The sequence below is a fragment of the Kineococcus glutinatus genome, from assembly GCF_039542765.1.
Lineage (GTDB): Bacteria > Actinomycetota > Actinomycetes > Actinomycetales > Kineococcaceae > Kineococcus_A > Kineococcus_A glutinatus.
This window is the reverse complement of record NZ_BAABIL010000076.1, coordinates 1-11,511: the sequence shown is the minus strand read 5'-3', so window position 1 is coordinate 11,511 and position 11,511 is coordinate 1. Positions and strand designations below refer to the sequence as shown.

Genomic DNA, 11,511 nt, shown 5'->3' with positions numbered 1-11,511 from the left:
CTGTGCGACGACGCGCTCGAGGCAGGTCCCGACGCCCCCACCCTCTGCGCGGGCTGGAGCGTGCGCGACCTGCTCGTCCACCTCGTGGTGCGCGACTCCCGCCCCGACGCCGCGGCGGGGCTCGTGCTGCCCCCGCTGGCCGGGCACTCCCGCGCGGTGAGCGGGCGGCTGGCCGCGCTGCCCTTCGACGAGCTCGTCGGGCGCGTGCGCTCGGGCCCGCCGGCGTGGAGCCCCGCGCGGCTGCCCGGCGTGGCGCCCCTGGTCAACGGTGCGGAGTTCTTCGTCCACCACGAGGACGTCCGCCGCGCGCAGCCGTCGTGGACCCCGCGGGTGCTGCGGCGCGACGTGGAGGACGCGTTGTGGTCCGCCGTGCGCACCGTCGGGCGGCTGGCCTACCGCCGCGCCGGGGTGGGCGTCGTGCTCGTGGTGCCCGGCGGGCGGCGCGCGGTGGTGCGCCGGGGCCCGCTGGCGGTGAGCGTCGCGGGGCGTCCCGGGGAGCTGCTGCTGCACGCCTTCGGCCGCGGTGCCCGGGCGCTGGTGGACGTCGACGGCAGCCCGGAGGCGCTGCGCCGCTTCCGCTCACCGGCCTGAGCGCCCGGCCCGGTTCAGCGCACCGGGTGGCCCGCCTCGCGCAGGGCGTCCTTCACCTGCCCGATGGTGAGCTGCTGGAAGTGGAAGACGCTGGCGGCCAGCACGGCGTCGGCACCGGCGGCGACCGGCGGCTCGAAGTGCTCCACCGCGCCCGCCCCCCCGCTGGCCACGAGCGGCACCGCCACGGCCTCGCGCACCAGCCGCACCAGCTCCAGGTCGAAACCGGCCTTGGTGCCGTCGGCGTCCATGGAGTTCAGCAGCACCTCCCCCGCACCGAGCTCGGCGGCGCGCGCCGCCCACGCGACGGCGTCCAGGCCCGTGCCGCGCCGGCCGCCGTGGGTGGTGACCTCGAAGCCGGAGTCGGTGGGCTGCCCACCCACCGGCACGCGGCGGGCGTCGACGGACAGCACGAGCACCTGGCTGCCGTAGCGGTCGGCGATCTCGGCGATGAGCCCGGGGCGGGCGATGGCGGCGGTGTTGACCCCCACCTTGTCGGCGCCGGCGCGCAGCAGGCGCCCCACGTCGTCCACCGAGCGCACCCCGCCGCCGACGGTGAGGGGGATGAAGACCTGCTCGGCGGTGCGGGAGACGACGTCGTACGTGGTCGAGCGCGCGTCGGAGGAGGCGGTGACGTCGAGGAAGGTGAGCTCGTCGGCGCCCTCGGCGTCGTAGCGGCGGGCCAGCTCCACCGGGTCGCCGGCGTCGCGCAGGCCGACGAAGTTCACGCCCTTGACGACCCTCCCGGCGTCGACGTCCAGGCAGGGGATCACACGCACGGCCACGCTCACGGGCGGCAGCGTAGGCCCCGCCGATCGGGGTGCCGAAATGCGCGCGCACGGCGTCGGGGGCCGCCGGTAGCGTCGCGGCGTGACGCAGCCGCGGCCTCCCGCCCCCGCTCCCGCCGGCCCCGCTCCCGGTGTGCGGGTCACCGACGTCGACGTCGAGGACGTCGACGAGCTCACCCGGTGGGCGCTGGTGCCGGCGACGGGGTTCATGGAACCGCGGCCGTCGGCGGAGGACGTCGCCAAGCGGCAGCGGCGCGTGCGCGGGCACCGGCTGCTCGGCGGCGTCGTGGGCGGGCGGCTGGTCGGCAGCCTGCGCTCCTTCGACACCGAGCTCACCCTGCCCGGCGCCCGGGTGGTGCCCGCCAACGCCGTCTCCTCCGTCGCGGTGCTGCCCACGCACCGCCGCCGCGGGGTGCTCACCTCGATGATGCGCACCGACCTGGCCCGGGCCCGCGAGCGCGGTCAGGCCCTGGCCGTCCTGATCGCCAGCGAGGCCCCCATCTACGGCCGCTACGGCTTCGGCGCGGCGACCGAGGAGGCGACGTGGACGCTGGACACCACGTCGTCGCGGCTGCGCGAGGACGCCCCCGCCGACGCCGGCACGGTGGAGCTGGTGGAGGCCGCGGCCGTGCGCGCGCAGCTGCAGGCCGTCCACGACGGCGCCCGGCGCGCCCGGGCCGGCGGGCTGCGGCGCGAGGAGCGCTGGTGGGACCTGGTGCTGGACCCCGGCGCGGTGTCCGGCGCGTGGGACGCCCGCACCCGCACCGTGCTGCGCCGCGGGCCCGACGGCACCCCCGACGGCTACTGCACGTACACGACCACGGAGTCCTCGCGCGGCCGGGTGTCCACCGCGCAGCTGCGCGTGGACGACCTGACGGCGACCACCCCGCAGGCGCTGCGGGCGCTGTGGGAGCTGGTGGCGTCGGTGGACCTGGTCCGCACGGTGCGGGCGGCGCACCGCCCGGTGGACGAGGTGCTGCCGTGGCTGCTGCGGGACCCGCGCGCGGCGCAGCGCACCGGGCAGGACGACTTCCTCTGGGTGCGGGTGCTGGACACCGCCGCCGCGCTGGGCGCCCGCGGCTACGACGCTCCCGGCCGGCTGGTGCTGCGGGTGCACGACGAGGGCGGCCCCGCGGCGGGCACGGTGCTGCTCGACGCCGGCGCGGACGGGGTGGAGGTCACGCGCACGGACGCCGAGCCGGACGTCGAGCTGGCCGCCGACGCGCTGGGGTCGCTGCTGCTCGGGGGTGTGGACGCGGCGCTGCTGGCGCGGGCGGGGCGGCTGCGGGCCCGCGACGGCGCGGCGGTGCCCTCGGCCGCGGCGTTGTTCCGCGGCGCGGAGGTCCCCTGGTGCGCCACGGAGTTCTGAACCGGGTGCGGCGGTGAGCGCCGGCGCCGAGGAGGAGCTGCTGTCGGGTCTGGCCGCGCTGGTGCGCAGCAGGCCGGCGCGGGCCCGCGGCACCCGCGTCGTCGCCGTCGACGGGCCCTCCGGCTCGGGCAAGACGACGCTGGCCGCCGGGCTGTCCACCCGGCTCGGCGACGCCCCCGTGCTGCACCTGGACGACCTCTACCCGGGCTGGGACGGGCTGGCCGAGGCGGTGCCGCTGCTCGTGGAGCAGGTGCTGCGGCCCCTGGCCGCGGGCGGACCGGCCCGCTACCGCCGCTACGACTGGGTGCTCGGGGAGTACGCCGAGGAGCACGAGGTGGCCCCGGTGGACGTGCTGGTCGTGGAGGGTGTCAGCAGCGGTGCGCGGGCCTGCGCCCCGCACCTGGCGGCGCTGGTGTGGGTGGAGGCGCCGCGGGAGCTGCGGATGGCCCGGGGCATCGCCCGCGACGGGGAGGCCTACCGGCCGCACTGGCAGCGCTGGGCGGTGCAGGAGGAGGCGCACTTCCGCGCCGAGGGCACCCGGGCGCGTGCCGACGTGCGGCTGGAGACGTCCGCCGGGCGGCTGCTGCCGGCACCGGCGCCGTAGGTCGCCTCCGGCGGCCGGGGTGCGCGCGGGTGGGTTCCGCCGTCGCCGCCCGCCGCGCGGCGCCCTAGCGTGGCCGCGGCGCGGGTGCCAGCAGGGGTGCCGCGGACGCACGGGAGGGGGCGGCGTGCCGAGGATCGCGCGCGACGGGGCGCAGGTGTGGTGGGACGAGCGCGGCTCGGGGGAGCCGGTGCTGCTGGTGCAGGGGCTGGGCTACCCCTGCGACATGTGGCACCTGCTGCTGCCGGAGCTGGCGCGGCGGCACCGGGTGCTCGTGCTGGACAACCGGGGCGTGGGTCGCACGGGGGTGCCGCCGGGCCCGTACCCGGTGGAGGTGATGGCCGCCGACGCCGCGGCGGTGCTGGAGGCGGCGGGCGAGACCTCCGCGCACGTCGTCGGCGTCTCGATGGGCGGGCTCATCGCGCAGGAGCTGGCCCTGGGCCGCCCGGAGCTGGTGCGCTCGCTCGCGCTGGGCTGCACCCACCCCGGCGGGGCGGACTCGGTGTTCAGCCCCGAGGCCGGTGAGCTGCTCGGGGGCCGGGCCGCGATGACGCCGGAGGAGGCCGCGGAGGCGTCGGTGCCGTTCGTGTACGCCCCCACGACGCCGCGCGAGCGCATCGACACCGACCTGGCGGTGCGCCGGGCGGTGCCGACGTGGCCGGCGGGCTACCTGGCGCAGCTGACGGGGTCGGCGGCCTACGCCGGGGCGCTGTCGCGGCTGCCGGGGCTGGGGATGCCGGTGCTGCTGGTGCACGGCACCGCCGACCGGCTGGTGCCGGTGGAGAACACCCGGATCCTGGCCCGCGCGCTGCCCGCGGCGCGGCTGGAGCTGCTGGAGGGCGCGGGGCACATCTTCTGGACCGACCAGCCGCGGGAGACGCTGCGGCTGCTGCTGGAGTGGTTCGCCACGGCCGCCTGAGGCCACCTGGGGGGATCCTCCACCGCGCGGGGCCCGCGGTGGAGGATCCGTCCCTGGTCGCCGCTCCCGGCGCGGGCCGAGACTCCTGGCACGAACCAGCGCAGCACCGGGCCGATCCCGGGGCGACGGCGCGACGGCGCGCCCGCGGGTGGACGAGGAGAACCATGACCAGCCGCGCGCGGTCCCGCCTGCTGGGGGCCCTGGTCGTCCCCGCGCTGCTCGTCGCGGCCTGCGGCGGGGGGTCGGGCTCCCCCACCGGCGACGCCAGCGCCGCGGGTGCCGAACCCGTCACCGTCGGCGTCGTCACCGCCACCAGCGGGGCGCTGGCCAGCTACGGCCGGGCCTACCTGGAGGGCCTGGAGGCCGGCCTGGACCACGCCACGGACGGCACCGGCGAGGTCGGCGGGCGGCCGGTGCGGCTGGAGGTCGTCGACGACGCCGGCGCCCCGGACCAGGCGGTGGCCGCCGCCACCGAGCTCGTCGGCCGCGGCGTGAAGATCCTCGTCGGCACGGTCTCCTCCGGGGTGGCGGTGCAGCTGGCGCCCTTCGCCGAGGAGAACGACCTGCTGTACGTCTCCGGGCCGGCCGCCGTGGACGCCGTCACCGGGGTGAACCGCAACACGTTCCGCTCCGGCCGGCAGACGTACCAGGACGTCGCGGCGGCCGCCTCGCTGCTGGCCGACCCCCGCGGCACGGTCCTCGTCCTCGGCCAGGACACCGCCTTCGGGCAGGGCAACGTCGCGGCGGTGCAGGCCGTCCTGGGCGCGCGGGGCGCCACCGTCGAGCAGCTGCTGGTGCCGGCGACCGCGAACGACTTCACGCCCTTCGCGCAGCAGATCAGGGACCGTGCCCCCGACCTGCTGTTCGTCGCCTGGGCCGGGGACACGAGCGCCGCGATGTGGCAGTCCCTGCAGCAGCAGGGCGTCTTCGAGGCCACGGAGGTCACCACCGGTCTCGGCGACCGGGCGACGTGGCCGGCCTACGGGCAGGCGCCGCAGGACATCGCGTTCCTCGCGCACTACGTCCCCGGCGCCGCGGACACGGAGGCCGACGCCGCGCTGCGCGAGCGCGTCGCCGAACCCGACCTGTTCACCCCGGACGGTTTCGTGGCCGCGCAGATGGTCGTGCGGGCGCTGCAGGAGGGCGACCCGGAGGACACCGCCTCGATGATCGAGGCGCTGGAGGGCTGGGAGTTCGAGGCGCCCAAGGGCACCCAGACGATCCGCGCCTCCGACCACGCGATGCTGCAGCCGATGTTCACCGCCCGGCTCACCGGCACCGGCGAGACCCGCCAGGCCGAGCTCGTGGAGGCGCTGGACGCCGACGCGGTGGCTCCCCCGGAGGCCGGGCAGTGACGGCGCGGGAGGCGGGCAGGTGACGGTGCGCGCCGCCGACCCCGCCGCGGCCGGGCAGCGGGGCCACTCCCCCGTCGTGCTGCGCACCAGCGGCCTGACGTGGCGGGTGGGCGGCTTCACCATCGTCGCCGACGTCGACCTGGCGGTGCGGGAGGGGGAGTTCGTCTCCGTCATCGGCCCCAACGGCGCGGGCAAGAGCACCCTGGTGAACCTGCTCAGCGGCGTGCACGCCCCCACCGCCGGCCGGGTGGAGCTGCGCGGGCAGGACGTCACCCGCCGCCGCCCCGCCGACCGGGTCCGCCTCGGCCTCGGGCGCACCTTCCAGACCTCCAGCCTGTTCCCGGGGCTGACGGTGCTGGAGAACGCCCGGCTGGCCGCGCAGGCCCGCCGCGGCAGCCTCGCGCTGTGGCGGCGGCCCTCCCCCACCGACGCCGCCACCCGCACCGCCGTGCAGCGGCTGGAGGAGGTGGGGCTGGCGCACCGGGCGGGCGACCTCGTGGCGCTGCTGCCGCACGGGGACAAGCGCAAGCTGGAGATCGCCGTCGTGCTCTGCTGCGACCCGGCGGTCCTGCTGCTGGACGAACCCACCGCCGGCGTCAGCGCCGAGGAGGTCGCCCCCCTCGTCGACGTGGTGCGCGCCGTGCACGCCCGCGGCCGCACCGTCGTCATGGTCGAGCACCACATGGAGCTCGTCACCGGCCTGTCCGACCGCATCGCGGTGATGCACCGCGGCCGGCTGCTGCTGGCCGACAGCCCTGAGGTCGTGATGGCCGACGCCACCGTGCGCGAGGCCTACCTGGGGGTGGCCCCGTGAGCGGGGCGCGCCCGGCGCCGGCGACCGCCGCGGCGGAGGCGGCGGTGGCGGGTGCGGCGGCGCCACCGGTGCTGGAGGTGCACGACCTGCACGTGCGCCGCGGCGGGGCGCACGTGCTGCAGGGCGTCGACCTGGCGGTGCACCCGCACCGGGTCACGGCGCTGCTGGGGCGCAACGGCGCGGGCAAGACCACGACGCTGCTGGCGGTGCTGGGCCTGCTGCCGGGCACCGGGCGGGTGCGGCTGGACGGCGAGGACGTCCTGGGGGTGCCCACGGCGCGGCTGGTCCGCCGCGGGATCGGCTACGTGCCCGAGGACCGGGAGGTGTTCGGGGCGCTGACGGTGGCGGAGAACCTCCGGCTGGCGGCCCGCACCCCGCAGGCCGCCGAGCGCCTGGACCGCGTCCACGAGCTGTTCCCGGACCTGCGCCAGCGGCACCGGCAGCGGGCGGGGACCCTGTCGGGGGGGCAGCAGCAGATGCTGGCCATCGCCCGCGCGCTGCTCAACCCCAACCGGCTGCTGCTGGTCGACGAGCCCACCAAGGGGCTGGCGCCGGCGGTCGTCGCCGACGTCGTGGCGGCGCTGCAGCGGGCGGCGGCGGAGACGACGGTGCTGCTGGTGGAGCAGAACCTGCGGGTGGCGCGGCAGCTGGCCGGCGACGTCGTCGTCCTGGACCACGGCCGGGTCGCCCACCGCGGGGACGCGGCCGGGTTGTTCGCCGACCCGGGGCGGGTGGCGGCGCTGCTGGGGGTGTCCGGCCCGCCCGGCCCGCCCGGCCCGCCCGGCGGGGCGCGCACCGCGGGGGCGCGGCCGTGAGCACCTTCGTCCTCATCACCGTCACGGGCCTGGGCCTGGCGGGGCTGTACTTCCTGCTGGCGGCGGGGCTGTCGCTGATCTTCGGGTTGATGGACGTGCTGAACCTGGCCCACGGGGCGTTCTTCGGGCTGGGCGGGTACGCGGCCTGGCTGGTGCTGGACCGCCTCGACGTCGTCGCGGGGCTGGGGTGGCGGTTCCTCGTCGCGGTCCTGGTCGCCGCCGCCACGGGGTTCACCGCGGGCGCGCTCGTGGAGCGGCTGCTCGTGGCGCGCTCCTACGGCGACCACCTGGGGCAGGTGCTGCTCACGATCGGCCTGGGTTTCGCGCTGGTGGCGCTGCTGGGCGGCTCGTTCGGCTACGACGCCCGCCCGCTGCCGCAGCCGGCGTGGTTCGGCGCGACGACGCCGCTGCTGGGGGCGCGCGTCCCCAACAGCCGGCTGCTGGTGCTGGCGGTGGCGGCCGTGCTGTTCGCCGCGCTGCTGCTGTTCCTGCGCCGCACCCGGCACGGGCTGGTCATCCGGGCGGGGGTGGAGAACCGGGCGATGGTGCGGGCCCTGGGCATCGACGTCTCGCGCAGCTTCACCCTGGTGTTCGCGATCGGGGGGCTGCTGGCGGCGGTCGGCGGGGCGCTGGGCGCTGTGTACTTCAACGGCATCAACCCGGCGCTGGGCACCAGCCAGCTGATCTTCGCGTTCATCGTCGTCGTCATCGGCGGCCTGGGGTCGGTGACGGGCACGGCGGTGGCGGCGGTGCTGGTGGCCCTGGTGCAGCAGCTGGTGAACTACTACGGCGCGGCCGGGGTCGGTGACATCGCGGTCGTGGGGTTGCTGGCCGTGGTGCTGCTGGCCCGCCCGCAGGGCCTGCTCGGGGCGGTGGCCCGGTGAGCGTCGCCACCGGCCCGGTGGGCCGGGTCCGCGGTGGCGGCGCGCTGCCGGTCGCGGCGGCGGTGGTGGCGGTCCTGGCGGTGCTGCCGCTGGTGGACGTGGCGGTGCCCGTGGTGCTGCCGGGTGCGGTCTCCAGCCCCGGCGCGCTGCAGGTGCTGGCCGTCGGGCTCGTCTTCGCGGGGCTGGCGATGTCCTACGACGTGCTCTTCGGCTACACCGGCCTGCTGTCCTTCGGGCACGCGCTGTTCTTCGGGCTGGCCGTCTACGGCACGAACCTGCTGGTGGGCGAGGCGGGCCTGCCGTACGCGGTAGCGGCGGCGCTGGCCGTGGCGGGCACGGCGATCTGCGCGGCGCTGCTGGGGGCGGTGGCGCTGCGGGCGCGCGGGGTGGCGTTCGCGATGGTGACGCTGGCCTTCGTGGAGGCGTTCGCCATCTTCCTGGTCACCGACCCCCTGGGCGTCACGGGCGGGGACGAGGGGCTGGCGCTGGCCTCGGCGGGGGTGCCGGACGCGTTCCGCGGGGTGCTGAACCTGCGCAACACGTACTGGCTGGCGCTGGCGTTCGCCGCGGTGACGTTCGTGCTGGTGCGCGCGGCGACCGCCTCGACGGCGGGGCGGGTGTGGCAGGCGATCCGGGAGAACGAGGACCGGGTGGAGCTGCTGGGCATCCGGCCGCTGCCGTGCAAGCTGCTGGCGTTCGTGGTGGGCGCGACGCTGGCGGCGGCGGGCGGCTGCGTCCACCTGCTGGTGGTGCGCGGGGCGAACCCGCACCTGGCGTCGGCGGACTTCACGCTGGCGCTGCTCGTCATGGTGGTGCTCGGCGGGGCCGGGCGGTTGTGGGGGGCGGCGCTGGGCGGGCTGGTGTATGGGCTGCTGACGCTGCGGCTGCCGGCGCTGGCCTCCTCGGGGGTGCTGGACGGGCTGCCGGGCCCGGTGGCGCGGGTCCTGGCCGAGCCGCTGTTCGTGCTCGGCGCCCTGTTCGTCCTGCTGGTGCTCTTCGCCCCGGGCGGGGCGGCGGGGGCCGTGGACCGGGTGTCGGCGGCGCTGGGCCGCAGGCCGGGGGGTGGGCCGGCGGGTGGCGGCGCGGGGAGGGGACCGGCGTGAGCAGCGGTACACCTGCGGGACCGGGCGCGGGCGCGCCGGACCTGTCGGGCCGGCGGGTCCTCGTGACGGGCGCCGGCAGCGGCATCGGCGCCGCCTGCGCCCGCCGCCTCGCCGCGGCCGGGGCGGCGGTGGACGTGCTCGACCTGAACGCCGGGGCGGCCGAGGAGGTCGCCGCGGGCATCGGCGGGCGCGCCGTCGTCGCCGACCTCGCCGACCCGGACGTGCTGGAGCGGGTGTGCGCCGAGACCGCCGCCCACGCCGACGTCGTCGTCAACAACGCCGGCCTGCAGCACGTGGCGCGGCTGGAGGAGTTCCCGCCGGACCGGTTCGCGCTCATCCTGCGGGTGATGCTGGAGGCCCCGTTCCGGCTGGTGCGCGCCGCGCTGCCGCACATGTACGCGCAGGGCTGGGGCAGGATCGTCAACGTGTCGTCGGTGCACGGCCTGCGCGCCTCCCCGCACAAGGCGGCGTACGTGGCGGCCAAGCACGGCCTGGAGGGGCTGTCCAAGGTGATCGCGCTGGAGGGCGGCCCGCACGGGGTGACCTCCAACACGATCTGCCCGGCGTACGTGCGCACCCAGCTGGTGCAGGGGCAGATCGCCGACCAGGCGCGCGCCAACGGCATCGGCGAGGACGAGGTGGTGAGCCGCATCATGCTGACGCAGCCGTCGGTGAAGCGGCTGATCGAGCCGGCGGAGGTGGCCGAGCTCGCGGCGTTCCTCTGCTCGGGCGCGGCGGGCTTCGCCAACGGCTCGGCGTACGTCCTCGACGGGGGCTGGACGGCGCGGTGAGCACCCGCACCGCCGCACCCGGCCCGCCCGAGCCCCGCCCGCCCGGACCCCGCGAGGCGGGTGCGCCGGGCCGGGGGGCGCCGGACCCCTTCGCGGCCCTGCTGCGGCTGCTGGCCCGCGACGCGCCCGCCGAGGAGCTGCACCGCGTGCTGGCCACCGCCGAGGAGGCGCACCACCCCCGCCTCGGCGAGCTGCGCGAGGCGGTGCTGTCGGCGCTGGAGGTCCGCGCCCTGCTCAGCGAGCGCCGCCGCCGCGAGCAGGAGCTCGCGGCCCTCTACGAGACCGCCCAGGACCTGTCGTCGCTGCGCGACGTGGAGGCGGTGCTGCACGCGATCGTGCAGCGGGCGCGGCAGCTGCTGCGCACCGACGCCGCCTACCTGATGCACCACGAGCAGGAGCGGCGCGCCACCCGGATGCGGGTCACCGCCGGCATCCGCACCGAACGGTTCAAGCACACGGCGCTCGACCTCGGCGCCGGCCTCGGCGGGCTGGTGGCGGCGACCTGCACGCCCTACGCCACGGCGGACTACGCCGCCGACGCCCGGTTCGTGCACACCATCGACGACGTCGTGGCCGCCGAGGGGCTCGTCGCGATCCTCGGGGTGCCGCTGCGGCTGGGTGAGGAGGTCATCGGGGTGCTCTTCGCCGCCGACCGGCGCGAGCGGCCCTTCAGCCGGGAGGAGGTGGCGCTGCTGGTCTCCCTCGCCGACCACGCCGCCGTCGCCATCGAGAACGCCTCCCGCTTCCAGGAGGCGCGCGCGGCGCTGGAGGACCTGCGCCGCGCCCACGACGTCATCCGCGCCCACAGCGAGGTGCTGGAGCGCGCGGCGCTGGTCCACGAGCGCCTGGCGCAGGTGCTGGTGTCCGGGGGGCGGCTGCCGGAGGTGGCGGCCGCCGTGGCGGAGGTGCTCGCGGTGTCCCTCGTGGTGGCCGACCCGGCGGGCCGGCCGCTGGCCTGCGCGGGGGCGGACGCGGCGGGGCTGCTGGCGGGCGGGGCGGGCACGGGCGAGGAGGGGGTCGTGCGCCCGGAGCTGCTCCCCCGCGACGACCCCGCCGGGTCGGCCGCGGCCGGGCGGGCGACGGCCCGGCTGCGGGGACCGGACGGGCGGGCGGTCACCCGCACCCCCGTGCTGGCCGGCGCGGAGGTCCTCGGCAGCCTGCTGGCCGTCGGGCGGGTCCTGGACGAGGCGGAGGTGCGCACCCTGGAGCGGGCCGCGGTGGTCACCGCCCTCGTCCTCGTCCACGCCCGGGCCGTGGCCGAGGCCGAGCAGCGGGTGCGGGGGGAGTTCGTCGACGACCTGCTGTCCCTGCCGCACCGCGACCCCGACGCGCTGCGCCGGCGTGCCGCGCACCTGGGTCTGGACCTGGACCGCCCGCACGCCCTGGCGGTGGCGCGCGCCGCCGCGACCGAGCGCTGCGTCGAGCTGGCGCAGGTGGCCGCCGCGGCCGCCGCCGGGCAGGGGCTGGCCGGGCAGCACCGCGGG

General features: G+C 77.9%; 12 protein-coding genes. 11 read left to right on the top strand and 1 reads right to left on the bottom strand.

Annotated features, from left to right (window positions below; all coding sequences use genetic code 11):
* On the top strand, positions 1–591 hold a 591-nt coding region (locus ABEB16_RS03730; protein WP_345710925.1), incomplete at its 5' end, for a TIGR03085 family metal-binding protein.
* A 14-nt stretch (positions 592–605) separates the two neighbouring features.
* Here ABEB16_RS03730 and hisF read toward each other — a convergent pair.
* A complete protein-coding gene (gene hisF, locus ABEB16_RS03725; protein ID WP_345710924.1) occupies positions 606–1,379 on the bottom strand; it encodes an imidazole glycerol phosphate synthase subunit HisF in 774 nt (257 codons plus the stop codon).
* Positions 1,380–1,458: 79 nt separating this feature from the next.
* Between hisF and ABEB16_RS03720 the strand changes: the two genes are divergently transcribed.
* The 10 genes from ABEB16_RS03720 to ABEB16_RS03675 form a co-directional block, all read left to right on the top strand.
* On the top strand, positions 1,459–2,745 hold the full coding sequence (locus tag ABEB16_RS03720) for a GNAT family N-acetyltransferase (RefSeq protein ID WP_345710923.1): 1,287 nt from the start codon (positions 1,459–1,461) through the stop codon (positions 2,743–2,745).
* Positions 2,746–2,758: 13 nt separating this feature from the next.
* Positions 2,759–3,349 (top strand): uridine kinase family protein, encoded by a 591-nt coding sequence (locus ABEB16_RS03715; protein ID WP_345710922.1) that lies wholly within the window; start codon positions 2,759–2,761, stop codon positions 3,347–3,349.
* A gap of 124 nt (positions 3,350–3,473) precedes the next feature.
* Positions 3,474–4,265, top strand: coding sequence for an alpha/beta fold hydrolase (locus ABEB16_RS03710; RefSeq protein WP_345710921.1), 792 nt, complete (start codon positions 3,474–3,476; stop codon positions 4,263–4,265).
* A 164-nt stretch (positions 4,266–4,429) separates the two neighbouring features.
* On the top strand, positions 4,430–5,620 hold the full coding sequence (locus ABEB16_RS03705; protein ID WP_345710920.1) for a substrate-binding domain-containing protein: 1,191 nt from the start codon (positions 4,430–4,432) through the stop codon (positions 5,618–5,620).
* A gap of 19 nt (positions 5,621–5,639) precedes the next feature.
* Positions 5,640–6,434 carry an ABC transporter ATP-binding protein gene (locus tag ABEB16_RS03700; RefSeq protein WP_425560097.1) on the top strand — a complete coding sequence of 265 codons (795 nt, stop codon included), beginning with the start codon at positions 5,640–5,642 and terminating at the stop codon, positions 6,432–6,434.
* Between the two features lie 44 nt (positions 6,435–6,478).
* Complete coding sequence (locus tag ABEB16_RS03695) at positions 6,479–7,249, top strand: ABC transporter ATP-binding protein (protein ID WP_345710926.1); 771 nt, start codon at positions 6,479–6,481, stop codon at positions 7,247–7,249.
* Positions 7,246–8,133: a branched-chain amino acid ABC transporter permease gene (locus tag ABEB16_RS03690; RefSeq protein ID WP_345710919.1), complete on the top strand. Its 888-nt coding sequence runs from the start codon at positions 7,246–7,248 to the stop codon at positions 8,131–8,133. The genes ABEB16_RS03695 and ABEB16_RS03690 overlap by 4 nt, the downstream gene beginning before the upstream one ends.
* Positions 8,130–9,236, top strand: coding sequence for a branched-chain amino acid ABC transporter permease (locus tag ABEB16_RS03685; protein ID WP_345710918.1), 1,107 nt, complete (start codon positions 8,130–8,132; stop codon positions 9,234–9,236). Before ABEB16_RS03690 ends, ABEB16_RS03685 begins: the two co-directional genes overlap by 4 nt.
* A complete protein-coding gene (locus ABEB16_RS03680) occupies positions 9,233–10,027 on the top strand; it encodes a 3-hydroxybutyrate dehydrogenase (RefSeq protein WP_345710917.1) in 795 nt (264 codons plus the stop codon). Before ABEB16_RS03685 ends, ABEB16_RS03680 begins: the two co-directional genes overlap by 4 nt.
* Positions 10,024–11,511, top strand: a 1,488-nt coding sequence (locus ABEB16_RS03675; RefSeq protein ID WP_345710916.1) for a GAF domain-containing protein, incomplete at its 3' end; no start/stop codon positions are given. The genes ABEB16_RS03680 and ABEB16_RS03675, both read left to right, overlap by 4 nt.

Coding starts and splice junctions, on each gene's coding strand:
- ABEB16_RS03705 (WP_345710920.1), top strand. CDS start 4,430: ATGACCAGCCGCGCGCGGTCCCGCCTGCTGGGGGCCCTGGTCGTCCCC.